The following is a 26,117-nucleotide window of genomic DNA, read 5'->3' as shown; positions in this document are numbered from 1 at the left end:
AAAGGTTACTCGCTAAACCGTGAAACATGGTCGCCCCTAAAAAGCTCAGTTATCTGTTATGATAAATCCGGAGCAACGCCCAAGACTCGTCCCCGGACTCGTCACAAGACGTGTCCAAAGACTCGTCGCGAACCTCGTCAAGAACGCTCCCCAGCAGGAGAACACCATGCGCAAAATCATGATGATCGTCGCAGCCGCCGTCTGCATCACCGCGGCGCCGCTCGTCGCATCGACCGGCGCCGAAGCACGTTTCGGTGCGGATGTTATCGCCAACGCCGCGGCGGTGCCGCATGTCGAGCAGGCGCAGTATTACTACGGCTATCGCCGGCCGCGCTATTACGCGCCTTATTACGCCCCGCGCTATTATGCGCCGCGTCCCTATTACTATGCGCCGCGTTATTACGCGCCGCGTTACTACGCGCCGCGCCGCTATTATTACTAAGCCCACCTCAGGCTGTCCGGATGGGTGGCGACAGGCCCTCCCATCCGGACGTCGCCCGATCATCGAATAAATCCGAGCGCGACCACGTCAGCGCGCGTGGTACGCACGCGATGACGCGCCGGAATACGCGCTCCGACCCGGAAGGCTGATACGTCATGGCAATTACCCAGAAAGAGGAAGCCCGGGCACTCGATGCCGACGAGCGCGACCTCGTCGCGAAATCGCACCACCCCGCACTTCAGGAATTGTCGGATCAGGACCTCGCCGATCTGGTGAAGCTGGTGCGCGAGCGACGCGACAAGGCGAAGACGCAGGCGAACCAGCGGCGGCGCGAGATTCGCGGCAAGGCCGCGCCACGCGGTGCGTCGCCGTCGACGTCCGATGCCGGCTCGAAGACCAAACTCGCGGTGCTGGCGATGGCGGTACGCCGCCTCAACAGCGAGATCGAGCGGCGCCGGCGGATGAGCGCGGCGCTGGACCAGGTCGGGAGCGCGAAGAAGGCGCTGGCGATGAAGCAGGCGAGCCAGAGCGGGAATGGCGGCGCGCCGTTCAACAGCCGGCAGGCCCATGCCGGGATGCGCAACATTCGCAGTCAGAAGCGGCAGCAGCTGATCGATCCGATGGAGCGCGGCCGTCTGCGCAAGGCCGCTGCGCGCTCGCAGGCAAAGCGCGACGCTCGCTGATCTGCACGTTTTTCGTGCACTTTCCGGCACGCCCTGCACATCGAGCCGATTCATCCGCGGCGACATCGCCGCGTCACCGGAATCGGCCAGGGCTTAAACCAATCGTTGATCCCCAGTACCTATGGTGCCGGACTTCGGCGGGACCAGGTCCGCGCAGCCGCTGCGACCAGCGATAAACGCAGCCAGGCGCGGAACGGGTTCGACGCCGGCCCTGACATTCGTCCGAAACGCGGCCAATGACTGAACATCGAATCGTGCCCGTCAAGGAAAGGCCGCCATTCGAGCGGATCGCGCTCCTGCTGCAAGGCGGCGGCGCGCTGGGCTCGTATCAGGCCGGGGTCTATCAGGCGCTGGCCGAGGCCAATCTGCATCCGGATTGCGTCGCCGGCATTTCGATCGGCGCGATCAATGCGGCGCTGATCGTCGGCAATGCGCCTGAGCGGCGTGTCGCGGCGCTGCGGACATTCTGGGAGACCGTCACCGAGCCGCCGCCCACGGCTCTGCCGCTGATGGCGCCGATGCTGAGCATGCTCGCGAATGGCGGCGACCTGATGCATCTCGCCGTCAATCGCACCTACGCCATGAGCAATATGCTGGGCGGCGCGCCCGGCTTCTTCGTCCCGCGGACCATGCCATTTTACATGTGGTCGGGCCTGCGCCCCGAGACCGAGAGCTTCTACGACGTCAGTCCGTTGCGCGCGACGCTTCATTCGCTGGTGGATTTCGACCGGATCAACGCCAAGGCGATGCGACTTTGCGTCGGCGCGGTCAATGTCCGCACCGGCAACATGCGCTATTTCGATTCCGAGGAAGAGCCGATCACCGCCGATCATGTGATCGCGAGCGGATCCTTGCCGCCCGGCTTTCCGGCGACCCGGATCGGCGAGGACTTCTACTGGGACGGCGGGCTGCTCTCCAACACCCCGCTCGAATGGGTGCTGAGCACGCGGCCGCGCATGGATACGCTGGCATTCCAGGTCGATCTCTGGAGCGCGACCGGCGAGTTGCCCCAGGACATTATCGGCCTCGATGTCCGCCAGAAGGAAATACGCTATTCGAGCCGCACGCGCGCCAGTACCGACCAGTTCAGGAAGATGCAGCGGCTGCGGCGCGCGGCGCAACGGCTGGTGCAGATGGTGCCCGACCAGAGCGTGCTGGACAACGATCCCGACCTGGCGCTGCTGCGCAGCGAGGCCGACGAGACGGTCTACAACATCGTGCACCTGATCTATCGCTCGAAGAAGTACGAAGGCACGTCCAAGGACTACCTGTTCTCCCGCGCGATGATGGAGGAGCACTGGGCTGCCGGTTACAGCGATACCGCGCGAAGCCTGAGCAGTTCCGAGGTGCTGCAGCGTCCGTCCGACAAATACGGTGTCGCGACATTTGACAAGAGCGACCCGCACGATCCCGACAACCATTGAGCAGCGAGCGTTTCCATGAAGATTGCCGACGTCAAGGCGAACGCCTTTGCGATGCCGCTGAACGATCCGGCCTATCCGAAGCCGCCGTATAAATTCTACAACCGCGAATTCGTTGTCATCAATTACAAGACCGATCCAGAGAAGCTGCGCGAGGTTGTGCCCGAGCCGCTGGAAGTGATCGGCGACACGGTCGCCTACGAATTCATCCGCATGCCGGATTCGACCGGCTTCGGCGACTATACCGAGACCGGGCAGGTGATCCCGGTGCGCTTCAAGACGCCGTCCGGCGAGGTGCAGGAAGGCGGCTACGTCCACGCCATGTATCTCGACGACAATTCGCCGATCGCCGGCGGGCGCGAGATCTGGGGCTTCCCGAAGAAGCTGGCGACGCCGAAGATTTCGCACGAGCAGGAAACGCTGGTCGGCACGCTGCATTACGGTTCGGTGCTCTGCGTGACCGCGACCATGGGCTACAAGCATCGCGAATTGCCGCTCGATCCGCTGAAGAAGGCGATGGCGAAGCCGGCCTTCATGATCAAGATCATCCCGCATGTCGATTGCACGCCGCGCATCTGCGAACTGGTCCGCTATTACATGGAGGACGTGACGCTGAAGGGCGCGTGGTCGGGACCGGCTGCGCTGCAATTGTTCGATCACGCGATGTGCGACGTGAACCGGCTGCCGGTTCGCGAAGTGGTGTCCGGCACGCATTACATCGCGGACCTGACGCTCGGCCTCGGTGAGGTCGTGTACGACTATCTTAAATAAACAAGAGGACGATTGCGATGGCCCGTTTTGATAAAAAAGTGGCGATGGTGACCGGTGCGGCGAGCGGCATCGGCAAGGAGATCGCTTTCCGCTTTGCGGCCGAAGGCGGCATTCCCGTCATCGCCGACCTCAATCTCGATGCCGCGCAGGCGACCGCGAACGAGATCAAGGCGAAGCATGGCGACGCTTTCGCGGTCGCGATGAACGTCACCGACGAGGCGCAGGTCGACAAGTGCGTCGCCGACACCATCGCCAAATACGGCAAGATCGATATCCTGGTCAGCAATGCCGGCATCCAGATCGTGAAGCCGCTGGTCGATTTCCCCTATGCGGACTGGAAGAAGCTCCTGGCGATCCATCTCGACGGCGCGTTCCTGACCACCAGGGCCTGCCTCAAATACATGTATGCCGCGAATTACGGACGCGTGATCTATATGGGCTCGGTGCATTCCAAGGAGGCCTCCAAGCTGAAGGCGCCCTATGTCACCGCCAAGCACGGACTGATCGGGCTTGCCAAGGTGCTGGCGAAGGAGGGGGCCGAACACAACGTCACCGCCAATGTCGTGTGCCCAGGTTTCGTACGCACCCCGCTGGTCGAGAAGCAGATCCCGGAACAGGCCAAGGAACTGAACATCACCGAAGAGCAGGTGATCAAGAACGTCATGCTCAAGGACACCGTCGACGGCGAGTTCACCACGACCGACGACGTCGCCGACGCGGTGCTGTTCTTCGCCGGTGCCAAGAGCAACGTGATGACCGGACAGTCGCTGGTGGTCAGCCACGGCTGGTTCATGCAGTAGTACAGCACTAGTCTCGCGCCTGCGATCCGTCGGCCATGCCATCGCCCGCGACAGTGGGCGATGGTCCGCGTGTGAACGCTCTGCCCAACAACCTCGCGCTTCGTTTCGCGACGAGTTCAGCGAAACCCGATCGGGTTGAGTCCCTCTTTGCCGACGTCTACTCTCGCTGAAAAGTTCAAGCGGAGGAACGAGCATGAGATCGGCAGACCGGATCCTGACCACGCATGTCGGCAGCTTGGTGCGCCCGGAGGCGCTGCTGTCCGAAGTGGAGCGTTTCCGGAACGGAGAAATCCGCGAAGGCGATCTGTCCGGTGCGCTGCAATCTGCGGTCGATGACGTCGTGCGCGATCAGGCTCGCGCCGGCGTGGACATCGTCAGCGACGGAGAGTTCCCGAAGCTGACGAGCTGGTCGCATTATGTGGTCGAGCGGCTCGCGGGCTTCGAGCGCCGGCCCGCGCCGGATTCCGTCAGCCGCAGCGCCGCGGTCGGCAAGGACCGGCAGGACTTCAAGGACTTCTACCAGGAATACGAAGCGTCATACGGACGCGCGGGCCTCGGCAAGAGCCTCGAGAATATCGGCATCATCGCGATCGTCGGGCCGATCTCGTACAAGGACGCGGGCGTCAAGTCAGACATTGCGCGGCTGAAACAGGCGCTCTCCCGCGCGCCGGGCGTGACCGGATTCCTGCCAGTCGTTGCGCCGGCAAGCGCCGCGCCGTCGCGGGTCGATGAATACTACAAGAGTGACGAGGAATTCTTGTTCGCCGTCGCCGACGCCTTGCGCGACGAATACAGGGCGATTATCGAGTCGGGGCTCGACGTTCAGATCGACGATGCTTTCCTTGCCAGTTACTACGATGTGATTGCGCCACGCGATGGCTTTGCAGCCTATCGCAAGTGGGCGGAATTGCGCGTCGAAGCGCTCAACCACGCCCTGAAGGGGCTGCCGTCCGACAAGATCCGGTATCATGTGTGCTGGGGAAGCTGGAACGGTCCGCATTCGAATGACGTGCCGCTCAAGGACATCGTCGATCTTGTGCTGCGCGTGAATGCCGGCGGTTACTCGCTCGAGATGGCCAATCCGCGGCACGAACACGAATGGCGCGTTTGGGAAAACGTCACGCTGCCCGATGGCAAGGTCCTGCTGCCCGGTATCGTCAGCCATTGCACGAACGTCATCGAGCATCCCGAACTGGTGGCTGAACGCATCATCCGGCTTGCCAACCTTGTTGGACGCGAGCGCGTGATCGCCTCGACGGATTGCGGCTTCGCCCAGGGCGTGTTCGGCCGCCGCGTGCATCCGTCGATCCAGTGGGGCAAACTGCGCGCACTTGCGGAGGGCGCAGCGATCGCCTCGAAATTGCTGTGGCGCCAGGCTGCCTGAACAGACGCCTCAAGGCGTCCTGGCAACATCACCGCTGATCCCAGCCGCCGATCTGTTGCGAGCCGTCTGCCGTTGACGCGGCGCGCGCAGGATCCGCCTGGCCTGAGAGCGCAAGCGTGCGCTCGAGCAGCACCTCGTAGATCGGGCGTCCGCTCAGCCAGTCGGCGATGAAATTGGCGAACAGGCAGGTAATGATCGTCGGCACCAGGATCGACCAGGCGCCGGTCAGTTCCGCCACCAGCACGATCCCGACCAGCGGCGCGCGCACGCTGGCCGCGAACAGACCCCCCATCGCGGCGACCGCGAAGGCGGCTTCCGTCCCCGCCGGAAGCGGCAGCAGCGCCGACAGGAGAATGCCGTAGAGCAGCCCGACCGCGGTCGCGAGTGCGAGGATCGGCGCGAAGATGCCGCCCGGCACGCCGGTCGAATAGCTCGCCATGGTCATGACGAAGCGGGTGACCACGACGATGGCCATCACCGTAAGCGGCAGGTTTTCGCCGACCATCCGGACCGCGAGGTTGTCGCCGCCCATGGTCGCCTCGGGCCGCACGATCAGCAGCACGCCGACTGCGAAGCCGACCACGGCGGGCACGATATAAAAGGACAGGCGGCGGCCGATCGCGAGGCTTGCATCCATCGACCAGATCAGCGCGCGGTTGAAGACGACGCCGAGAACGCCGAGCATGATCCCGAGAACGACAAAGGCGGGCAGCCATAGGAGCGGCGTGTCCGGCACCGCCAGCGCCATGAACGGTCGGCGGCCGGCCAGCGCTTCGGTGACGACGGCGCTTGTGACCGCCGCCAGCATCACGCCGGTATAGGTCTTCAGCGAATAGGGAAATTGCCGGCGCGTTTCCTCGATCACGAACAGGATCGAGGCGAGCGGTGCGCTGAAGGCCGCCGTCAAGCCCGCGGCGGCGCCGGCGGCCAGCAATCCGCGGGCTTCGCGTGATGGAAGCCGCAACCATTCGGAAAAGCCCTGCGAAACCGCCGCGCCCATATGGATGGTCGGTCCCTCACGGCCGACCACCAGCCCGGAGCTGAGCGAGAGCAGGCCGCCGAAGAACTTCACCGGCAGCACCCGGCGCCAGCGCACCTCGCGCAGCCCCTCCATCGCCCCCTCGACCTCCTGGACGCCGGAGCCGCCGGCCTCCGGCGCGAGGGTGCGGACCAGCCATACCGAGGCGACGCACATCGCGGCCGCGACCATGCCTGCGATCAGGAGGAATGCGCCGCCATCGATGCCAAGACCAGCCCGCAGGGCTTGCGGCCATGTCAGCAGCCGGTCGACGCCGAAATGAAACGCCGTCCCGATCAATCCCGCCGCAGCGCCGACGGCAACGGCGATCAGGTAGAAGACCGCTTCACTGCCGCGACCTGACGCGGGACTGTGCGAGACCTTTGGCGCGCTCAAGTCGGATCCTTCGTCATGGCGTTTGCCGCGAAGATGCGCTCACGTCACCACCAGCGTCAGCTTCTTCGCCGCGCGGGTGATGCCGGTATAGAGCCAGCGCGCGCGGCTGTCGGGGAAGGCGAAGCTCTCGTCGAAGAGCACCACGTCGTCCCATTGCGAGCCTTGCGCCTTATGCACGGTCAGCACATAGCCGTAATCGAATTCGTCGTATTTCTTGCGCTGCGGCCAGTCGTAATTCTCGATGCCGCCGAGGAAGCATTCGCGGCGCACCGAGACCTTCAGCCCCTTGATGCCGAGCGCTGCGCCCGAGAGGTCCGCATCCGGCACGATCCGCATGGTGATGATGCCGCCGGACTTGCCGGCGGCGCGTTCCTTCACCTGCCACAGCCCGCCGTTGAACAGGCCCTTCTTGCGATTGTTGCGCAGGCAGACGAGCTTGTCGCCCGACACCGGCAAACCTTCCTCGCGGCCGAGCCGCTCGCGCAGCCGCGTGTTATAGGCGCGGCGGGTGTTGTTGCGGCCGACCAGGATCTGGTCGGCTTCGAGCACGCGGTCGGGATCGAAATCGGAGCGCAGCACGATCTCGGTGTCGCCATAGCGGCCGGGCTCGAGACGTTCGCCTTCGCGCACCATCATCGACAGCCGCACGATCGGGTCGTCCTGCGCCTGGCGATGGACTTCGGTCAGCATCGCGTCGGGCTCGGCTTCGGTGAAAAAGCCGGCGCCCTGGATTGGTGGCAGTTGCGCCGGATCGCCCAGCACCAGAACCGGAATGCCGAACGAGAGCAGGTCGCGGCCGAGTTCGGCATCCACCATCGAGCATTCGTCGATGACGATCAGCTTGGCCTTGGAGGCGGGCGCATCGTCCCACAATTCGAAGCTGGGGATTTCCTCGCTGCTCTCGCGCGCCTTGTAGATCAGCGAATGGATGGTGGAGGCGCCGGCGCATCCCTTGGCGCGCATCACCAGCGCCGCCTTGCCGGTGAAGGCGGCATAGGAGACCCGGCCATCGACGCTCTCGGCCAGGTGCCGCGCCAGCGTGGTCTTGCCGGTGCCGGCATAGCCGAACAGCCGAAACAATTGCGGCGTCGAGCCCTTTCCGGGCTTGGCCTTCAGCCAGTCGGCGACGGCGCGGAGCGCGGAATCCTGCTGCGGGGAGAAATCGGGCATGGGGAGGGTGTAGAGTGATTTGGCCCCCCTATCAAAACGAAAAGCCCGCCGGCGAGGGCGGGCTTTCCTGGCTTGAATTGGGTGAGAGTCTTACGAACCCTGCATGTTCGCCGGCAGTTCCTCGTATGTGATCTTGCCGTCGGCGCCCTTCTTCCAGACATAGACCACGTAATCGGGGCGGGTGATGTCGCCCTTCTTGTCGAAGGTGAGATCGCCGATCACGGTCTTGAAGGTCTGGCCGGACTTGATCTGGTCGGCGACCTTTTTCGGATCGAGCGACTTGGCGGCATCCGCCGCCTGCTTGATCACTTCGACCGCGGCATAGCTGTAGAGCGTGTAGGCTTCCGGCTCGAACTTCTTGGCGCGGAATTTTTCGATCACGGCCTTGGCCTCGGCGCGCTTGCGCGGGTCCGGCGCGAAGGTCATCAGCGTTCCTTCGACGCCCGGGCCGCCGATCGAGGCGAACTCATCCGAGGTGATGCCGTCGGCGCCGAACAGCACCGCTTTCACGCCCTGGTCGCGCATCTGGCGAACCAAAAGGCCGCCTTCGGTATGCAGGCCGCCCCAATAGACCATGTCGGCGCCCGACGCCTTGATCTTGGACACCAGCGCGGCGAAGTCCTTGTCGCCGATATTGATGCCTTCGTAGAGCACCTCCTTGACGCCGCCCTTGTTCATCGCCTTGCGGGTCTCGTCGGCAAGGCCCTGACCATAGGTGGTCTTGTCATGCACGATGGCGATCTTCTTGTCCTTCATGTGCTTGAGGATATAGGCCGCCGCCACCGCGCCCTGCTGGTCATCGCGGCCGCAGGTGCGGAACACGTTCCACATGCCGCGCTCGGTGACGCGCGGATTGGTGGAGGCCGGCGTGATCGAGAGGATGCCGTTTTCCTGGTAGACTTCAGAGGAGGGCATGGTAACGCCGGAATTGAAGTGTCCGACCACGAATTTCACGCCTTCGGCCGAGAACTTGTTGGCGATCGACACGCCCTGTTTCGGATCGCCGACATCGTCGCCGACCGCGCCGGTGATCTTCTGGCCCTGGATGCCGCCGGCGGCGTTGATGTCCTCGATTGCCTGTTCGAAGCCGTTTTTCAATTGCGCGCCGAAGGCGGCATTCGATCCGGTGAGCGGGCCGGCAACGCCGAACTTGATCTGCGCCGAGGCATTGCCCGTCAGCGCCACGGACATCCCGAGCGCCAAAGTCAGCGCCGATCCGAGCGCGGTGATCCGTTTCATTCGAAACTCCCCTGGTAAGGATTTGGCGGATTTCTGCCGGACGTGTGAGTCCGGCCCGCCGCGGAGGCGATTTAACGACAAAGCGCGGAAAAGGTCAGCCGGATTTCGCGGCTGCGGCGTTTGGCGCGGGCCTTTTTTTTGCCCAGTTGATCATTCCCGCGCGACTGTACAGCCAGCCATATTGCTCGGCCATCTGCCCGGCCCGGGTCATGCGGTAGCCCCAGAAGCCGAACATCATGCAGAATGCGGTATCCACGACGTAGTAATGCAGGGTCAGAAGGTGGCCATCGAACAGGGCCATGTGGAAAAACCGCACCGCGCCGCCCAGCACCAGCATATAGGCCGCCACCTGCCACCACGGCCGCCAGGTCAGCGCAATGGCCCGGCCGCTCAGAAACGCGGCGCCGCCGCCCAAAATGATGGTGACCAGAAGGAAGACGAAGAAGGAATCCTCTTCGTAGAAGAGGTGGGCGATGGTGTTGAGCATGGCCGCTTATCCCGCGTCCCGGCGGCCGCCTTCGAGATAGGCAGCGCGGATTTCTGGCCGGTCGAGGAGTTCGCGTCCGGTCCCTGACATCGTGATCTGGCCGTTGACCATGACATAGCCGCGATGTGCCAGCCGCAGCGCATGGAATGCGTTCTGCTCGACCAGCAGCACGGTGAGGCCGGCGCGTGTGTTCAGGTCGGCGATGATATCGAAAATCTGCTTCACCACCAGCGGCGCGAGGCCAAGCGACGGCTCGTCGAGCAGGAGCAGCCGCGGCCGCGACATCAGCGCGCGGGCGATCGCCAGCATCTGCTGTTCGCCGCCGGACAATGTGCCGCCGCGCTGGTCGATGCGCTCCTTGATGCGCGGGAACATCGCAAAGACACGCTCGAGGTCTTCCTCGAAATGGGCGTTGCCGATGACGGCGGCGCCCATTTGCAGATTTTCCATGACCGTCATGCGCGAGAAGATGCGCCGGCCTTCGGGCGATTGCGCGATGTCGAGCCGCGCGATCTCGTGCGTCGGCATCTGCGTGATGTCGCGCCCCTCGAACAGGATCCGGCCTTCACTCGCACGCGGATTGCCGAAAATCGTCATCATCAGGGTAGACTTGCCGGCGCCGTTGGCGCCGATCAGGGTGACGATTTCGCCGGCATGTACGTCGAGATCGACGCCGCGCAGCGCGACGATGCTGCCGTATTTCGTGGTGACGCCACGAAGCGCGAGCAGGGGGGAGGAGGGAGTTGAGGAAGCGGTCACAACACCCTCCGCTCATTCCCGCGAAAGCGGGAATCCAGAAAAGCCGCGAGGCATGTTCTGCGTGTGTGACCCTGGGTCCCCGCTTTCGCGGGGACGAACGGGGATGGATTGGTGGAGGCAAGAGTCACAGCCCCACCTCCGTGGCGACCGCTTCCATCTCTTCCTGTTCGACGCCGAGATAGGCGGCGATCACGTTCGGATCGTTCTTCACCTCCTCGCAGGTGCCGTCGGAAATCTTCTCGCCGTAATCCAGCACGATCACGTGGTCGGAAATCTGCATCACCACCGACATGTCGTGCTCGATCAGCAGCACGGCGGTCTTGTGGCGATCGCGGATCGAGATCAGCAGTTCGGATAATTCCGCGCTCTCGCGCGGATTGAGGCCCGCGGCCGGCTCGTCGAGGCACAGCAGCACCGGATCGGTGCACATCGCGCGCGCGATTTCGAGGCGGCGCTGGTCGCCATAGGGCAGGTCGCCGGCCGGATCGTCGGCCCGCTCGATCAGGCCGATGGTGTCCAGCCAGTGCGTCGCCTTCTCGATGGCCGAGCGCTGCGCCTTGCGGAACAGCGGCAACCCGAAAATGCCGAAGATCGAATAGCCCGAAGCGCGCATCAGCGGGTTGTGCTGGGCGACCAGCAGATTCTCCAGCACGGTCATGCCGCGGAACAGCCGGATATTCTGGAAAGTGCGCGCCACCCGCGCGTGCCGGGCCACGGCATGATCGGCCATGCGCTCCAGCAGGAACAGTCCGCCGTTGCGACCGACGCGACTCGGCACCGAACTGGCCGTCAATCCGTCGAGGTGCTGCCAGACCGACGGCTCGCCGTATTGGAGCGCGATGCGGCCCTCGGTCGGCTTGTAGAAGCCGGTGATGCAGTTGAAGACTGTGGTCTTGCCGGCGCCGTTCGGGCCGATCAGCGCCGTGATCTCGCCGTGCCGCGCGTTGAAGGTCAGGTCGTGCACGGCGACCAGCCCGCCGAAACGCATGGTCAGGTGTTCGACGCGAAGCACGTCGTGCGCAGCGCTCATCCGCGGCCTTCCTTGACGAATTTCGCGGCGATGGTCTTCTTCTCGTGCAGATAGGCTGTGGGCTCGCGGGTGGAGATCAGGCCGCGCGGCTTCCAGATCATGATCAGCACCATGCCGAGGCCGAACAGCAGCATGCGGTAATGCGTGGGATCGAACTGATTGCCGAAGATCGCTTTCAGGAAATCGAGATCGCGCATCAATTCGGTGCCGCCGATCATGACTATGGCGGCGATGGCGACGCCGACCTGGCTGCCCATGCCGCCGAGGACCACGATCGCCACGATCATCGCCGATTCCATGAAGGTGAAGCTTTCCGGCGAGATGAAGCCCTGGCGCGCGGCAAAGAACGAGCCGGCGAAACCGCCGAACATCGCGCCGATCGAAAATGCGGACAGCTTGGTCTTGGTGGTGTCGATTCCGAGCGCGCGGCAGGCGATTTCGTCCTCGCGCAGCGCCTCCCAGGCGCGGCCGATCGGCAACCGCCGCAGCCGGATGGTGACGAAGGCGGTCAGCAGCACCAGGCACAGCACCACGTAATACAGGAAGATGGTGCGGTAGAGCGGCGTGAATTCGAGCCCGAACCGCGCCGCAAAGCCGTCGTCATTGGCATTGAACGGAATGCCGAAAAAGGTCGGGCGCGGGATCGAGGAGATGCCGGCATAGCCCGAGGTCAGATCGACCCAGTTGATCAGGACGAGGCGGATGATTTCGCCGAAGGCGAGGGTGACGATCGCCAGATAATCGCCACGCAGCCGCAGCACCGGAAACCCGAGCAGGATGCCCCAGAAGGCGGAGAGAATTCCGGCGAGCGGCAGCAGCACCCAGAACGAAAAGCCGAAGGTCTTGGCCAGCAGCGCGTAGGAATAGGCGCCGACCGCATAGAAGGCGACATAACCGAGGTCGAGCAGTCCCGCCAGCCCGACCACGATGTTCAGGCCAAGCCCGAGCATGATGTAGATCAGGATCTGGATGCCGAAATTGTCGATCCACTTGACCGAGCCCTGCCAGCCGCCGAGCACGATCACCATCACCGGAAACAGGAAGGCGAAGCCGAGCGCGAAGGGCATCGCGATTTTTTCAAACTTCGCGCGGCGCTCGGCGGATTTCAGGCTCGCGGCGTCGGTGCGCATCGCCGCGCGCCGGAGGGCCAGCGGATGCACCACGAGCGACATCAGCAGGCTGATCGCGACCACGAATGCGACCATCGCTGCGAGCAGGACCGGACGCGGATTGAGGACCAGCTCGTTGCGGATGTTGACGGTGGTCTGCAGCCCGATCAGCGGCAACAGGATGCCGAACGCGATCAGTCCGGCAATCGCCGCATCGCGGAGCGCGCGCGGGACGTCGACGCGCGCTTGAACCGGTTCAGCCATGTCAGACCTTTTCGACCTCGGGCCGGCCGAGCAGGCCCTGCGGCATGAAGATCAGCACGACGGCCAGGATCGAGAAGGCGGCGACGTCCTTGTAGTCGATCGAGAAATAGGCCGACCAGAAGGTCTCGATCAGCCCAATCAGGAGGCCGCCGATCACCGCGCCCGGCAGCGAGCCGATGCCGCCCAGCACCGCGGCGGTGAACGCCTTGATGCCGGGCACGAAGCCGTCGGCAAAGCTGACCACGCCGTAATACATCAGGTACATGGTGCCCGCGACCGCGGCGAGCGCGGCGCCGATCACGAAGGTGATCGAGATGGTGCGGTCGACATCGACGCCGAGCAACGCCGCCATTTTCGGGTCCTGCTCGGTGGCGCGCTGCGCGCGTCCGAGCGAGGTCTTCGCCACCAGATACCAGAACGCGGTGAGCAGCAATGCGGTCACGCCCCAGATGATCAATTGCCGGTAGGAGAGGGTGACGGTGTAATTGCCGCGATCCATCAGCACGAACACGTCGGTCACCATCGGCGGGATCGACTTGTTGCGCGGGCCCTGCGCGACCTGCACGAAATTCATCAGGAAGATCGACATGCCGATCGCCGAGATCAGCGGCGCCAGCCGGAACGAGCCGCGCAGCGGCCGGTAGGCGACGCGCTCGATCGCCCAGCTCAGGAGCGAGGTGATCAGCATCGCCACGATCAGGACGATGAATAGCGTGAGGAAGATCGACGAGATGCCGAGGATGGTGGACAGCACCAGCACGGTGATCAGCGCGACGAAGGCCGACACCATGAAGACGTCGCCATGCGCGAAATTCACCATGCCGATGATGCCGAACACCATCGTGTAGCCGATCGCGATCAGCCCGTAGATTGATCCAAGCGTGATGCCATTGATCAGTTGCTGGACGAAAACTTCCATGTCGACGCGCCCTTCCCCCAGAGTGTCGCACCCGGCCCGTCGATCGGGGTCCCTGCCAGACACCCGAATGACTTTGAAAGTCTTAGCAGTGGGGTTGCTGGGCGGCAACGCGACGCACGGGCGCGCGCCGAGCAGGGGCGCCGAACCGGGCGGGCGAGGGACGCGGCTGCCATGCGATTGTGTCGGAACCGCAGGATTTGCGGCGGTTCGTCGTCAAACCTTCGTGTGGGGTGGCACGGAACGTCCGTGATCGGGGCGGCGTTGGAGTGACAGGGCAGGGGTCAAACCAGGAGCTTACAAAATGTCCAACGAACGCAATCAGGGCCAGCAGCAGCAGAACAACCCGAATCAGGGTGGCCAGCAGGGCGGTCAGGGCGGGCAGCACAAGCCCGGTCAGCAGACCCAGAATCCGGGCCAGGGTGGTCAGCAGGGCGGCCAGCAGAAGCCCGGTCAGCAGCCGCAGCGCTAACCCCGTTTCGCTGCATCGCAACAAACTCTGCGAGCGAGAGGCCCCACTTCGGTGGGGCTTTTCGTCGTGTGTTCATAAGACCTGGCAGCAGGCGCGCCGGAAGAGGTTGGCCCTCAACTTCAACGGGTCTAATCTTGAACCATGAGCGCCGGGCTCCCCCTGTTTCATCTGTATGGCGATCCGCCTGACGATCAGGCGTTCGACTTCATGCATGTCGAAACCATCGTGTCACGATCGTCGCTGCATGACTGGCTGATCCGCGCGCATCGCCATCGCAACCTGTTCCAGATTCTGCTGGTCGAACGCGGCGGCGGCGAGATGACCTTCGAAGCCTCGATCAAGCCGTTCACCGCGCCCTGCGCGATCATCGTTGCGCCGAACGTTGCGCATGGTTTTCGTTTCCATGCGAACGTGACCGACGGCTTCGTGATGAGTTTCAGCGAGGACGTCGCCGCGATGCTCGGGCAACGGTCCGGCGAGACGATCGCGCAGCTCAAGGCATTGGCGGCGGAGCCGATCGTGAATCTCAGCAACGCGCGCGACAACCGGCTGTCGCAATTGTGCGAAGACCTGCATCAGGAAAGCTTTCTGGCGCGCGACGGATACCGGCTGGCGATGCGCGCGCTGCTGGCATTGATTGCGATCGAAATCGGACGGCAATCGGCAAGCCGCGCGCGTTCCGGTGCGGTTACGCTGGTGCCCGCCGATACCACCGTGGATACGCTGAAGCGGCTGGTGGAGGACAATTTCCGGAAAGAGCGCCAGATCGGCTTCTATGCATCGGCGCTGGCGATGACCGCCGATCGCCTGAACGATCACGTCAAGCGCGCCGCGGGCGTCACCGCCGGCCATCTGATCCGCCAGCGGGTGCTGACCGAGGCGAAGCGGGAGCTGGTTTTTACCGGCCGGCCGATCCACGAAATCGCCTACGAGCTCGGCTTCGCCGATCCGTCGCATTTCGCCCGCTTCTTCCGCAAGCAGACCGGCATGAGCCCGCAGGATTTCCGCGCCCAGCAATTGGGCTGACGCTCGGTGCCTGCCGCCGCATTAAGGTAAACAAACGGTTGCAATTGAAGACGCCGTCGTAAACGGCTGACGTCATTCGTCAGGTCACAAGCCTCCCGTTTGAACAGGGGGCGGGAGATGCGGATGCGGTGGCTTCCCACAGCCATTCCGATATTGATCGCCGTCATCGCAATTGATTTTGCGATGGTGTTCGGGTTTGAGGCGTGGCGGATTTTCACGTCCCCGGTTTACGGGCTGGACAAGCCTGCCTTCGCCAGCCTGGTCTACGGCATCGGCCGGCTTGCCGACATGAACGGGCAGGGCCTGGTCAAACTCGCAGCATTTTTCGGTGCGGTCTATCTGACGACGTCGCTTGTTTTCGTGCTGCATATCGGCAGCCGGATCGGCGCGCTGCGCAGCGGCCGGATTTCGCACGACCTGCTGGATGCGGGCCTCATCCTCGCGGTGATGTCGACGCTCGTTGCGGCGACGCCCGCGATCCTCGGCGGCGCCACCGACATTCTGGTTCAGGAGCGGTTGCCGCTCTGGCTGGTCGGACTCGCGGCGACGTTGTCGATGATCGAGCGGCTGCCGGAGGGCGATGCGCCACTGCCGGCCTTTGTCGAGCGGATGGCTTCAAGGCTTCACGCGCGCCAGAGCCGGGCGGACGCGCAGGCCGTCTCGCCGATCGCGCGGGACGACGCCTCATAGGGCTTAAAGGGAGCGCATGCTCCCGCGGCGCGAGCCGATTAGCCCTTTGCAATCTCCGCGATCACCTCGCCCGCTTCCTTGAACGCGTGGTTCGCCGCCGGCACCCCGCAATAGATTGCCTGCTGGATGATGATCTCCTTGATGTCATCCGGCGTAAATCCGCCCTCCACCAGGGCGGCGCGCACATGCATGCGAAACTCCGCCCATTTGTCGAGCGCAAGCATGGTGCCGATTACCAGCACGCGGCGGGTGCGTTCGTCGTAGTGCGGCCGCGTCCAGACCTCGCCCCAGGCGTAGCGGGTGATGAACTCCTGAAATTCGGAATTGAACGGCGTCTTGCCGGCATTGGCGTTGTCGACCCAGGCATTGCCCAGCACCTCGCGCCGGCGCGCCATGCCCGTGTCGTAGCGGTCCTGTTCGTCCATGGCTGCGCTCTCTATTTCGAACCGAGGAAGTCGAGCACAGTCTTCGCATAGACGTCCGGTACTTCGACATTGGCGATATGGGCCGCGTCGACGATCGCGAGTTTTGACCCCGGAATGCGGTCGCGGATGAATTCGGCCGCCGCGACATTGGTGGCGGGGTCCTTGGCCCCGGCGATGATCAGCGTCGGCACCTTGATATCCTTCAGCAGCTCGCGGTGATCCATGTCGCGCACGGCTGCGCAGCAGCCCAGATAGCCCTCGATCGGGGTCGCAATCATCATTTCTTTCATGCGCGCGGTCGTGTCCGGATGCGCGGCCTGGAAATCCTTTGTCAGCCAGGCGTTGATCACCATGTCGGAAATCGCCGCGACCGAACCGGCCTTGCCGGCCGCCTCCATGCGGGTATGCCACATGGTCTTGTCGGCATAATGCGACGAGGTGTTGGAAAGGATCAGCTTATTGAAGCGATGTCCGGCATTGGCGCCGAGCCACATGCCTTCCATGCCGCCCATCGACAGGCCGAGCCAGTTGACCTTGTCGAGTTTCAGGTTGTCCATGATCGCGAGCACGTCGCGGCCCAGCATCTCCATGGAGTACGGGCCTTTCGGCACGCCGGATCTGCCGTGACCGCGCCGGTCGAAGCGCACCACGCGATAGTCCTTGGTGAAGGCCGGCATCTGCGGGTCCCACATATGCTTGGTGGTGCCAAGCGAGGACGACAGCAACAGCACCGGCGCGGTGGCCGGGCCGGTGATCTCCACATCGATGGGGCAGCCGTGAGACTCGATGACGGGCATTCGGGTATTCCTCCGGTGTTTCTTTAAGCGCGAGTGCCTCAAACTCCGTTCATTCCCGCGAAAGCGGGAATCCAGTTTTTGTGACCCTGGGTCCCCGCTTTCGCGCGGACAAACGGAGCAAGGATGAGCATGATCAGCACTAGCGGCCCGCCTTCGCGGTCGCGACCAGCCGGTCGATGAAGGCCTGCGCCACGCCCTGATAGCTCATCGGATCGAACAGTTTCGAGAGTTCGTTCGCGGGGACGACCGCCGTAACCCTGGGCTCCGCAGCCAGCGCGTCCTTCAACGATGTCTTGTCGCGGTGAGCGCGCTTGCTGGCCTCTTCCACCATTTTGTGGGCGTCGGATTTGCCGATCGCTTCCGCAAGCTTGAAGGCAACAGCCTCGGCCATGATCTGCCCGCCGGTGATGTCGAGATTGTCGCGCATGCGCTCGGCATCGACATCGAGCCCTCCGGCGATATCGACCACGGCATTGAGTGCGCCCGAGGTGACAAGCGCGAGTGCGGGGAAGGTTGGCCATTCCGCCGCCCAGGCACCGGCGGCGCGTTCGTGTTCCTGCACCTGCGCGGCAAGGATGGTGGCGCAGAGCTGCGGCGCCATCGCGGCGCAGGCCAGGCCCGCCGCCGATGCCACCGGGTTGCGCTTGTGCGGCATCGTGCTTGATGCGCCGCGGCCCTCGCCGGCCGGCTCAAACGCTTCGCCGATTTCGGTCTGCATCAGCAACGCGACATCGCGCGCGATCTTGCCGCAGGTACCGGCGAGAATGGCGAACGCTGACGCGACTTCGGCGAGCCGGTCGCGATGCGTATGCCACGGTCCGTCCGGCAGCGGCAGGTCGAGTTCCTTGGCAAAGGCGATGGCGACATCGAGCCCGCGGTCGCCGAGCGCTGCGAGCGTGCCGGTGGCGCCGCCGAATTGCAGCACCAGCGCCTCGTTGCGCACGCGCTTCAGCCGTGCGCGCGAGCGAGTCAGCGCCGCCGCATAGCCGGCCACCTTCAAACCGAACGGCATTGGCAAAGCCTGCTGCAGCCAGGTGCGTCCGACCGTCGCCGTATGCCGGTGCTTTTCGGCGAGTGTGGTGAAGGCGGGGATCGCGCGATCCAGTTCGGTGGTGAGGTCGTCGATCACCGCCCGCAATTCGAGCACCAACGCGGTGTCGATGATGTCCTGGCTGGTGGCGCCCCAATGCACGTAGCGCGCGGCCTCGGGATCGTTCTTTGCGACTTCGGCGGTGAGCGCCTTGACCAGCGGGATCGCAAGATTGCCGGCCGACACCGCGGCCAGCCCGAGCGCGCCGATGTCGTAGAACTTGGCCTGACAGGCATCCGCGATCGGCTTCGCCGCGCCCTTCGGGATCACGCCGATAGAGGCTTCGGCCGCAGCCAGCGCTGCTTCCGCGCGCAGCATGCGGTTGAGCCGTGCGTTGTCGGACAGGATTTCACGCATCGCGGCACTGGAAAACAGCGGCGACATCAATGTGGATGGCAGAAGCGGTGTGGACATCGGCAGGATCCCGGATCGGCCCGCACACTAGTGCGGCGGATTTGACGTTCCTACCAGTTTTTGCCGCGAGTCCGCGGTAGGAATGTCAAATCCAAAGCCGCACTAGAATCACAGAGTTGCTAGTGTCCTTCGAATCCGAAGTTCGATCCCGATGTCGCTCCAAATTGAGCGAACTTCGGATTCGGGACACTATGCGGTGCGCGCACAGCCGCCAAGAGCAACCGGGGGGTCGCGAAGGCTTGCTTCGGGACATGAAAATCGGCGATACCGCCGCCATGTTCGATCTGACGCTCTCCTTCGACAATGGACCGGAGCCTGCGGTGACCCCGACGGTGTTGGACGAATTGTCGCGCCGGAACATCAAGACCGCGTTTTTCGTCATCGGCCAGAAGCTCGTCGTTCCGGAGAACCGGGCGCTCGTGCAGCGCGCGAAGGACGAAGGCCACTGGATCGGCAACCATTCCTGGACCCATTCGGTCCCGCTCGGTCAGCAGACCGGCAGCGACGTCGCCGAGCGCGAAATCGGCCGCACCCAGGAGGCGATGGCCGGGCTCGTCCATCCGCACCGGTATTTCCGCCCGTTCGGCGGCGGCGGCAATCTCGACCGGCGGCTGATGTCCGGGCCCGTCGCCGATTACCTGCAACGCGGCGGCTATACCTGCGTGCTGTGGAATTCGATCCCGCGGGATTGGGCCGATCCGGAGGGCTGGGTCGACCGCGCATTGTCGCATTGCCGCGCGCAAGCTTCGACGCAGCAAAATTGGACTCTCATGGTGCTGCACGATTTGCCGACCGGCGCTATGGCGCATCTGCCGCGCTTCCTTGATAAGGTGGGTGAAGCGGGCGGGCGCATCCGTCAGGATTTTCCGCCCGACTGCATGCCGATCGTGGACGGCAAGATCGTTCGGCCGATCGACGATTACGTGGCCGCAGCCTGATTTTTTTTCGAAATATGGAGTAACCGCCGATGGCGATGACGATGACCGGAGAGATTCCGCTTGAGGCGAAGCGCGATGTGGTCTGGGCGAAGCTCAACGATCCCGAAGTTCTGAAGGCCTGCATCCCGGGCTGCGAGGAGCTGAACGTCATCGGCGAGAACGAATTCGAGGCGGTGGCGGTGAACAAGATCGGGCCGGTCAAGGCCAAGTTCAAAGGCAAGGTGCAGCTGACCGACATCGATCCGCCGAATGGCTACAAGATTTCGGGGCAGGGCGACGGCGGCATCGCCGGTTTCGCCAAGGGCGGCGCGAGCGTGCAGCTTTCCGATCACGAAGGCGGCGGCACGCTGCTGAAATACGATGTCGAGGCGCAGATCGGCGGCAAGCTCGCCCAGCTCGGGCAGCGCCTGATCAATGGCGCGGCGAAAAAGATGGCGGACGATTTCTTCGCCCGCTTCGCCGAAGCGGTGAAGGCCGGCTGATCGCAATCATCGCGGCGTGACGATCGGAGTGCATCGTCATGGCCAAGATGAGAGCGGCCATCTGCCGGGACTACGGTCCGCCCGAAAACGTGCGGATCGAGACGGTCGAAAAGCCCGTACCGAAGACCGATGAAGTCCTGATCCGCATCCGCGCGACCACCGTGTCGTCGGGCGACTGGCGGGTGCGCAGCCTGACGGTACCGCGCGGCATGGGCCTGATGGTGCGCGCGGTGTTCGGATTCGCGCGGCCACGCAGTCCGATTCTCGGCACCGAGCTTGCGGGTGAGATCGAGGCCGTCGGCGCGTCGGTGACGAATTTCAAGGTCGGCGACGCCGTCGTGGGCTATCCGTCGTTTCCGAACGGATGTCATGCCGAATACCGGACCATGAAGGCGAGCGACCGGATCGTCCGCAAGCCTGACGCTCTGTCCTTCGAAGAAGCCGCGGCGATGTGTTTCGGCGGCGCGACTGCGCTCGATTTCCTGCGCGACCGCGCGAAGCTTAAGGCGGGCGAGGCGGTTCTGGTGATCGGCGCCTCGGGTGCGCTCGGTAGCGCCGCCGTGCAACTGGCGAAGCATTTCGGCGCAAACGTCACCGGCGTGTGCAGCGCTGCGAATGTCGACCTCGTCCGCGCGCTTGGCGCAGACCGGGTGGTCGATTACACGACACAGGACTATCGCCATGGCGGCGAAGCTTATGACGTCATCTTCGATGCGGTCGGCGAGGCGTCGGTGAAAACGCACGAACATCTGTTGAAGCCGAACGGGCGGCTGCTCCTGCTTGCGGCGGGTTTGCCCGAGATGCTGGGGGCGATCGGGCGCAAGCGCGACGGCAAGCGCGCATTTGCCGGACCGGCGAAGGAACGGCTTGAGCATCTGATCATTCTCGGCGAACTTGCCAAAGCGGGCGCCTACCGTCCGGCGATCGATCAGGTGTTTCCGTTCGAGCGCATCGCCGACGCGCATGCCCGGGTCGAGACCCGGCGCAAGCGCGGCAGCGTGGTCGTCACGATCTGAGGGGAGCGAACATGGCCGACAAGGTTGCAATCGTCACCGCGGGCGGCTCCGGCATGGGCGCCGCAGCGGCGCGCCGGCTCGCGCAGGATGGCTTCAAGGTCGCAATCCTGTCCTCGTCCGGCAAGGGCGAGGCGCTGGCGAAGGAGTTGGGCGGCATCGGCATCACCGGCTCCAACCAGTCGAACGACGACCTCAAGCGGCTCGTCGATGCCACCATGGCGAAATGGGGCCGTATCGACGCGCTGGTCAACAGCGCCGGGCACGGGCCGCGCGCGCCCATCCTCGAGATCACCGACGAGCAGTGGCACAAGGGCATCGACGTCTACCTGCTGAACGTGATCCGTCCGACGCGCCTCGTCGCCCCGATCATGGTGGCGCAGAAGGCCGGTACGATCGTCAATATCTCGACCGCCTGGGCGTTCGAGCCGAGCGCGATGTTTCCGACCTCCGCGGTCGCGCGGGCGGGGCTTGCCGCCTATACCAAGATTTTCGCCGACACCTATGCCGCCGACAATGTGCGCATGAACAACGTGCTGCCGGGCTGGATCGACTCGCTGCCGGCAACGGAAGAGCGGCGCGACAGTGTGCCGATGCGCCGGTACGGCACGTCGGCGGAAATTGCGGCGACGGTTGCGTTCCTGGTGTCGGAGGGTGGTGGTTACATCACCGGCCAGAATATTCGGGTCGATGGCGGGCTGACCCGGGCGGTGTGATGCGTCGTCAGGCGCTAATCACTCGTCGCGCGGCTGGCCGACACTGCGCCGCCAGATCTCTGCCAGCGAGCGCCCCGCATTCGGCGGCTCGGGGCTATAGGCCGACACCAGCGTGCTGAGGTTCGAACTGCCGCGCATCAGGTCCGCGGCCTGCTGCAGGATCGCCCTGCGGATGTCTCCGTTCATCGGGATCGTGACATGCGTCACGATCGAGTTGGTGACCTTGCCGGCGCTCAGATTGTAGGAGCCGGGAATCTTCGGATAGGTCAGGGTGTGGATGTTGATGCAGCTCTCGACCGGGCAGCGATAGACATCGCCCCATACCGTCGCCGCATCGAGCGTGATGATGGCCGGATGGAATTTCGCTTCCTCGACCATCTTCTTGCCGAACATGTAGGCGCGCGCGCCGCCTGCCGAATGTCCGACGATCAGCACCGGTTCTTCGCTCTTGGTGAACAGGCCGAGATGGCTGTCGATCACGACGCGCCAGCCTTGCTGGCGAAGGTCGTTTGCCAGGGCCGCAAGCGGTGTCAGGATTCCCGGCTGGTATTGCGCCAGCCCGTTGAACAGGAGCGCGGTCGGCTTGACGGGGGATTGGGCGGCGGCAGGCGTCGCGATCAACGCCGCAGCGAGGGCGAGAGCGAATTTCATGTACACTTACTCGTTACTCAATACGGTCGGTTTAAGGCAAAGCCGTAAACCCAAAACTTACCTACAGCGCTTTGGCTAACAGTGACCTAACGCGCTGTCCCTCCGCCAATACCGGCGGAGGGACAGCGCGATCCGATCGGGAACTTTTCACGGAGAGATTGCGGCGAACCCGCGGCGGACACCGCGGGTTAACCATCCGCGATTCCGGCTTCCTGCTTAATCGGAGATCGAAGGCCGGCGCTTCCGGCGCGGCAGGACTGTAGCCGCATTAACTTCAGCCGCATGATGTGTCGCGCGGCGCCGCAAGGAGTGGGCGCCGCGAACGACGTCTTCAGTTGAGTGCGATGCCCTCGGTCTTGATCACGTCGGCCCACATCGCCGATTCTCTCTTCATCATCTCGGCAAAGTCTTCGGGAAGATTGCCGATCGGTTCCGCGCCTTCCTTTTCCAATCGGCTCTTGATCAGCGGGCTGCCGAGGGCTTTCAGCGTTGCATCGCGGATGGCCTTGATCCGGGACAAGGGCGTCCCGGTCGGTGCGGCAAATCCGTACCATGCGGAGGCGGTGTAGTCGGGCCAGCCATTTTCAGCGACCGTCGGCACATCGGGGAATTGCACCATGCGCTTGGCTGACGTCACGCCCAGCACGCTCACGAGGTTCCCTTCGATCTGCCCGAGCACGGACGGGACCGTTGTGATCATGAAATCGAGCTGGCCGCCCAACAGATCGTTGATCGCCGGACCCGCGCCGCGATAGGGCACATGCACTGCAGAGAATTTTGCCTTCTGGGTGAAAAGAACCGTCGCGAGATGGCTCGCCGACCCGTTGCCAGCCGAGCCGTAGGACAATTTGTTCGGATTGGCGCGGCTGAATTCCACAAGGTCCTTGATCGATTTGAACCTGGAGCCCTTGGGCACCACGACAAACAATGGCGCCGAGGCGATCAGGGTGATGGGCGCGAAAGCCTTGAGCGGGTCGACCTTGACCGACTTGAACAAATGCGGATTGACGACCATCGGTCCCTGGTTCGCCATGAGGATCGTATAGCCATCCGGAGCTGCATTGGCGGCTTGTTGGGTTACGATATTGCCGCCTGCCTGTCCGTTGTTTTCAACCACGATAGTCTGACCGATGGTCTCGCCTACTGCTTGTGCGACAAGGCGTGCAATGGCGTCGGTGCCGCCGCCGGCTGCGTAGGGGACCAGAAGCTTGATCGGACGCGTCGGAAAGGCGTCCGAGGCAAGCGTCGGCTGAATCGAAGCGGCAAAGGCCATGGACAGGGCGCAGACGAGTTGTGCGAACTCGCGCCGGGAGACACGCATGCTGGTTTCCTCCGTTGGTATTTTTTCGTTTCAGGCTGACATGAGCGACTTAGCCGCGAGCGTTGCCTGCTTCGTGCGGGCATAGACCACGCCGTCGAATATCTTTCGGACCGTGCGCAGTACCGAAGCGACCGGTGCGCGGTCCGCGTGATGACGGAGCGCCAGTTCGATTGTGCCGGTGGGGTGCTCGATGCAGATCGAGTCGAGGTCCGAGCCGGACAGCAGGTAGGTGTGCGGGATTGTGCCTGGCGTAGCGATTGCGGTGGCCAGACCGACCGCGCCAGTGACCGCGAATGCCCGATGTGCGGCGTGCGGCATAAAATATCTGGCGCTGATCGTGCCGCCGTGGCGCGGCGAGCCGACAATCACGGGCTTGGGGATGACAAGCGCGCGCACGTCGCCGAGCCCCATGCGGCGACCGGCCTCGACCCGGATGGCTTCGAGCCGTTCCATGAAGCTGCGATCCGCGTCGAGTGCCGAGGGCTCCTCGGTCGCGGACTTGCCCAGATCGTGCGCACGCATGATGACGAGGGGTGTCGCCATGTCGATGCATGTGACATCGACGTCATCGATCCGGTCGATCGGACGGCCGGTTGGAAACAGCGAACCGGTCTTGGATCCCGCTGAATCGACGAAGCTGAGTTGTATTGGCGCGGCCGGGTCGGAAACGCCGTCAACGCGACAATTCCCTTCGAAGGTCACGCGTCCATTCGGTGTCTGGACCACGGCCTCGATGATCTTGCCGGTGTTGACGTTGAAAATGTTGACGGTGGTCGAGCCGTTTTGAGCCGTGACCAGCCCTTTCTCGATGGCGAAGGGGCCGACGCCGGCAAGCATGTTGCCGCAGTTCGGCGATGTATCGACCCGCCGCGCCGAGACGTTGACCTGAGCGAAGAGGTAATCGACGTCCGCTCCGGAGTGCTGCGAGCGGGATACGATCGCAACCTTGCTCGTCAGCGGATGCCCGCCGCCCAGACCGTCGATCTGCAGGTCGTGACCCGAGCCCATGGCGGACAACAGAATCTGATCCCGCGCGGCCGTGTCTTCCGGGAGGTCCGCGGCCAGGAAGAACGGACCGCGCGATGTGCCGGCTCGCATGAGAGTGCAGGGGATCCGGACGGTCGGTCCGGCACCGCCCGAAGCCTCAAACCCCATGGACTGGCCTCCCAGTATCGATTAATCCGAATTATGGATTAATCTGGCTTTTTGATCACTGATTGGAGGAGTGTTAAATCAGTCCATCTGATGTGTTAAATGCAAAAATTATTGGGATTGATGTGATATGCGGATCAATTTCGAACTGCTGGATTTGCGGGCTTTTCTGGCAGTGCTCGACACCGGCAGCTTTCACAAGGCCGCCGAACACTTGAACCTGTCGCAGCCCGCTCTCAGCCGGCGCATCAAGGCGCTGGAAGAAACCATTGGCGCGCCGTTGCTGGAGCGCACCACCCGACGCGTCGCTCCGACGACGGTCGGACGCGACCTGAAGCCTTTGCTGTTGCGTTTGATCGACGAGCTTGAAACGTCGGTTCTCTCTATGGCCGAAACCGGAAGGCTTCAGGAAGGTCAGGTCACGATCGCCTGTATACCCACCGCCGCGTTCTATTTTCTGCCTTTGGTCATTCGTCAGTTTCAGGAGCTCCATCCGCGCATTCGTATTCGCATTCTCGACCTGTCGGCCGGCGAAGGTCTGAAAAGTGTGGCGAACGGAGAGTGTGAATTCGGTATCAGCATGCTGGGATCGTCCGATCCCGATCTCACCTTTGCACCGCTGATGAACGATCCGTTTGTGCTGGCCTGCCATCGAAGCCACCCTTTGGCTGAAGCACGATCGTTACGCTGGACCGATCTGGCCGAATTTCCCCTGATTGGCGTGAGCCGGAATTCCGGCAATCGCACCATTCTCGACAGCGCGTTGTCCAATCTCGGGGTCAGGCTCAACTGGTTCTACGAGGTCAATCATCTGTCCACCTCGCTCGGCCTCGTTGAAGCGGGCATCGGGATTTCGGTGCTTCCGCGTCTTGCTACTCCGCAGGAGGGCCATCCGAATATTGTGACGATCCCGATCACGGACCCCGTGGTATCGCGGACCATTGGCATCGTCGAACGTCACCGCGGCCGGCTGTCGCCGGCCGCCATGCGCTTTCGCGATATCCTGATAGGGAATTGGTCCAGCTAGAAAAATCGGCCCGT

Annotated in this window: 28 protein-coding genes; 14 read left to right on the top strand and 14 right to left on the bottom strand. The window is 63.6% G+C overall.

Features of this window, described 5'->3' with window-relative positions; translation table 11 throughout:
- Nucleotides 1-166: 166 nt before the first annotated feature.
- The 6 genes from AC5I5I_RS04055 to AC5I5I_RS04030 all read left to right on the top strand — a co-directional run bounded on the left by AC5I5I_RS04055 (nt 167) and on the right by AC5I5I_RS04030 (nt 5,501).
- Entirely contained in the window at nt 167-442 is a 276-nt protein-coding gene (locus AC5I5I_RS04055; RefSeq protein WP_495970145.1) for a hypothetical protein, read from the top strand.
- Between the two features lie 155 nt (nt 443-597).
- Nucleotides 598-1,125 carry a hypothetical protein gene (locus tag AC5I5I_RS04050; RefSeq protein ID WP_495970143.1) on the top strand — a complete coding sequence of 176 codons (528 nt, stop codon included), beginning with the start codon at nt 598-600 and terminating at the stop codon, nt 1,123-1,125.
- 236 nt (nt 1,126-1,361) lie between these two features.
- Nucleotides 1,362-2,549 carry a patatin-like phospholipase family protein gene (locus AC5I5I_RS04045; RefSeq protein ID WP_495970141.1) on the top strand — a complete coding sequence of 396 codons (1,188 nt, stop codon included), beginning with the start codon at nt 1,362-1,364 and terminating at the stop codon, nt 2,547-2,549.
- Nucleotides 2,550-2,564: 15 nt separating this feature from the next.
- Complete coding sequence (locus AC5I5I_RS04040) at nt 2,565-3,317, top strand: acetoacetate decarboxylase (RefSeq protein WP_495758413.1); 753 nt, start codon at nt 2,565-2,567, stop codon at nt 3,315-3,317.
- Nucleotides 3,318-3,334: 17 nt separating this feature from the next.
- Nucleotides 3,335-4,117 carry a 3-hydroxybutyrate dehydrogenase gene (locus tag AC5I5I_RS04035; RefSeq protein WP_495758414.1) on the top strand — a complete coding sequence of 261 codons (783 nt, stop codon included), beginning with the start codon at nt 3,335-3,337 and terminating at the stop codon, nt 4,115-4,117.
- 193 nt (nt 4,118-4,310) lie between these two features.
- On the top strand, nt 4,311-5,501 hold the full coding sequence (locus AC5I5I_RS04030) for a cobalamin-independent methionine synthase II family protein (RefSeq protein WP_495970138.1): 1,191 nt from the start codon (nt 4,311-4,313) through the stop codon (nt 5,499-5,501).
- 28 nt (nt 5,502-5,529) lie between these two features.
- On the opposite strand, the gene clcA is transcribed toward AC5I5I_RS04030, so the two are convergent.
- From clcA to AC5I5I_RS03990, 8 genes are all read right to left on the bottom strand, one after another.
- Complete coding sequence (gene clcA / locus AC5I5I_RS04025; protein WP_495970136.1) at nt 5,530-6,915, bottom strand: H(+)/Cl(-) exchange transporter ClcA; 1,386 nt, start codon at nt 6,913-6,915, stop codon at nt 5,530-5,532.
- A 39-nt stretch (nt 6,916-6,954) separates the two neighbouring features.
- Nucleotides 6,955-8,085: an ATP-dependent DNA helicase gene (locus AC5I5I_RS04020; protein ID WP_495970134.1), complete on the bottom strand. Its 1,131-nt coding sequence runs from the start codon at nt 8,083-8,085 to the stop codon at nt 6,955-6,957.
- A 90-nt stretch (nt 8,086-8,175) separates the two neighbouring features.
- Nucleotides 8,176-9,324, bottom strand: coding sequence for a branched-chain amino acid ABC transporter substrate-binding protein (locus AC5I5I_RS04015; protein WP_495970132.1), 1,149 nt, complete (start codon nt 9,322-9,324; stop codon nt 8,176-8,178).
- A gap of 94 nt (nt 9,325-9,418) precedes the next feature.
- Nucleotides 9,419-9,811 (bottom strand): DUF6867 family protein, encoded by a 393-nt coding sequence (locus AC5I5I_RS04010; RefSeq protein WP_495970130.1) that lies wholly within the window; start codon nt 9,809-9,811, stop codon nt 9,419-9,421.
- Nucleotides 9,812-9,817: 6 nt separating this feature from the next.
- On the bottom strand, nt 9,818-10,570 hold the full coding sequence (locus tag AC5I5I_RS04005; protein WP_495970128.1) for an ABC transporter ATP-binding protein: 753 nt from the start codon (nt 10,568-10,570) through the stop codon (nt 9,818-9,820).
- A 124-nt stretch (nt 10,571-10,694) separates the two neighbouring features.
- Entirely contained in the window at nt 10,695-11,600 is a 906-nt protein-coding gene (locus AC5I5I_RS04000) for an ABC transporter ATP-binding protein (RefSeq protein ID WP_495970126.1), read from the bottom strand.
- A complete protein-coding gene (livM, locus tag AC5I5I_RS03995) occupies nt 11,597-12,973 on the bottom strand; it encodes a high-affinity branched-chain amino acid ABC transporter permease LivM (RefSeq protein WP_495970124.1) in 1,377 nt (458 codons plus the stop codon). Before livM ends, AC5I5I_RS04000 begins: the two co-directional genes overlap by 4 nt.
- A 1-nt stretch (nt 12,974) precedes the next feature.
- On the bottom strand, nt 12,975-13,892 hold the full coding sequence (locus AC5I5I_RS03990) for an ABC transporter permease subunit (RefSeq protein WP_495970122.1): 918 nt from the start codon (nt 13,890-13,892) through the stop codon (nt 12,975-12,977).
- 301 nt (nt 13,893-14,193) lie between these two features.
- Between AC5I5I_RS03990 and AC5I5I_RS03985 the strand changes: the two genes are divergently transcribed.
- From AC5I5I_RS03985 to AC5I5I_RS03975, 3 genes are all read left to right on the top strand, one after another.
- A complete protein-coding gene (locus tag AC5I5I_RS03985) occupies nt 14,194-14,361 on the top strand; it encodes a hypothetical protein (protein WP_495970120.1) in 168 nt (55 codons plus the stop codon).
- A gap of 141 nt (nt 14,362-14,502) precedes the next feature.
- Nucleotides 14,503-15,387 carry a helix-turn-helix domain-containing protein gene (locus tag AC5I5I_RS03980; protein ID WP_495970118.1) on the top strand — a complete coding sequence of 295 codons (885 nt, stop codon included), beginning with the start codon at nt 14,503-14,505 and terminating at the stop codon, nt 15,385-15,387.
- Nucleotides 15,388-15,510: 123 nt separating this feature from the next.
- Nucleotides 15,511-16,077 carry a hypothetical protein gene (locus AC5I5I_RS03975; RefSeq protein ID WP_495970116.1) on the top strand — a complete coding sequence of 189 codons (567 nt, stop codon included), beginning with the start codon at nt 15,511-15,513 and terminating at the stop codon, nt 16,075-16,077.
- Nucleotides 16,078-16,115: 38 nt separating this feature from the next.
- Here the strand turns inward: AC5I5I_RS03975 and AC5I5I_RS03970 are convergent, their stop codons facing one another.
- The 3 genes from AC5I5I_RS03970 to AC5I5I_RS03960 form a co-directional block, all read right to left on the bottom strand.
- Nucleotides 16,116-16,502 carry a carboxymuconolactone decarboxylase family protein gene (locus AC5I5I_RS03970; RefSeq protein WP_495970114.1) on the bottom strand — a complete coding sequence of 129 codons (387 nt, stop codon included), beginning with the start codon at nt 16,500-16,502 and terminating at the stop codon, nt 16,116-16,118.
- A gap of 11 nt (nt 16,503-16,513) precedes the next feature.
- Nucleotides 16,514-17,299 carry a 3-oxoadipate enol-lactonase gene (pcaD, locus tag AC5I5I_RS03965; RefSeq protein ID WP_495970112.1) on the bottom strand — a complete coding sequence of 262 codons (786 nt, stop codon included), beginning with the start codon at nt 17,297-17,299 and terminating at the stop codon, nt 16,514-16,516.
- Between the two features lie 139 nt (nt 17,300-17,438).
- Nucleotides 17,439-18,803 (bottom strand): 3-carboxy-cis,cis-muconate cycloisomerase, encoded by a 1,365-nt coding sequence (locus AC5I5I_RS03960; protein WP_495970110.1) that lies wholly within the window; start codon nt 18,801-18,803, stop codon nt 17,439-17,441.
- Nucleotides 18,804-19,054: 251 nt separating this feature from the next.
- On the opposite strand from AC5I5I_RS03960, the gene AC5I5I_RS03955 reads away from it, so the two are divergent.
- Genes AC5I5I_RS03955 through AC5I5I_RS03940 form a run of 4 tightly spaced genes read left to right on the top strand, consistent with a single transcriptional unit; the run spans nt 19,055 to nt 21,952 of the window.
- Nucleotides 19,055-19,741: a polysaccharide deacetylase family protein gene (locus tag AC5I5I_RS03955; RefSeq protein ID WP_495970108.1), complete on the top strand. Its 687-nt coding sequence runs from the start codon at nt 19,055-19,057 to the stop codon at nt 19,739-19,741.
- A gap of 29 nt (nt 19,742-19,770) precedes the next feature.
- Complete coding sequence (locus AC5I5I_RS03950; RefSeq protein ID WP_495970106.1) at nt 19,771-20,223, top strand: SRPBCC family protein; 453 nt, start codon at nt 19,771-19,773, stop codon at nt 20,221-20,223.
- Nucleotides 20,224-20,261: 38 nt separating this feature from the next.
- A complete protein-coding gene (locus AC5I5I_RS03945; protein WP_495970104.1) occupies nt 20,262-21,239 on the top strand; it encodes an NAD(P)-dependent alcohol dehydrogenase in 978 nt (325 codons plus the stop codon).
- An 11-nt stretch (nt 21,240-21,250) separates the two neighbouring features.
- Nucleotides 21,251-21,952, top strand: a complete 702-nt coding sequence (locus AC5I5I_RS03940) for an SDR family oxidoreductase (protein WP_495970102.1) — start codon at nt 21,251-21,253, stop codon at nt 21,950-21,952.
- An 18-nt stretch (nt 21,953-21,970) separates the two neighbouring features.
- Here AC5I5I_RS03940 and AC5I5I_RS03935 read toward each other — a convergent pair whose 3' ends face one another.
- The 3 genes from AC5I5I_RS03935 to AC5I5I_RS03925 all read right to left on the bottom strand — a co-directional run bounded on the left by AC5I5I_RS03935 (nt 21,971) and on the right by AC5I5I_RS03925 (nt 25,079).
- A complete protein-coding gene (locus tag AC5I5I_RS03935) occupies nt 21,971-22,603 on the bottom strand; it encodes a hypothetical protein (RefSeq protein WP_495970100.1) in 633 nt (210 codons plus the stop codon).
- 331 nt (nt 22,604-22,934) lie between these two features.
- Nucleotides 22,935-23,924 (bottom strand): Bug family tripartite tricarboxylate transporter substrate binding protein, encoded by a 990-nt coding sequence (locus AC5I5I_RS03930; protein WP_495970098.1) that lies wholly within the window; start codon nt 23,922-23,924, stop codon nt 22,935-22,937.
- 30 nt (nt 23,925-23,954) lie between these two features.
- Nucleotides 23,955-25,079 carry a 4-oxalomesaconate tautomerase gene (locus tag AC5I5I_RS03925; protein ID WP_495970096.1) on the bottom strand — a complete coding sequence of 375 codons (1,125 nt, stop codon included), beginning with the start codon at nt 25,077-25,079 and terminating at the stop codon, nt 23,955-23,957.
- Nucleotides 25,080-25,206: 127 nt separating this feature from the next.
- Between AC5I5I_RS03925 and AC5I5I_RS03920 the strand changes: the two genes are divergently transcribed.
- Nucleotides 25,207-26,103, top strand: a complete 897-nt coding sequence (locus AC5I5I_RS03920; protein ID WP_495970094.1) for a LysR family transcriptional regulator — start codon at nt 25,207-25,209, stop codon at nt 26,101-26,103.
- Nucleotides 26,104-26,117: the final 14 nt, after the last annotated feature.

The organism is Pseudorhodoplanes sp. (assembly GCF_059499825.1).
Note: the sequence above shows the minus strand (reverse complement) of the source record. Positions and strands in the feature narration are given on the sequence as shown.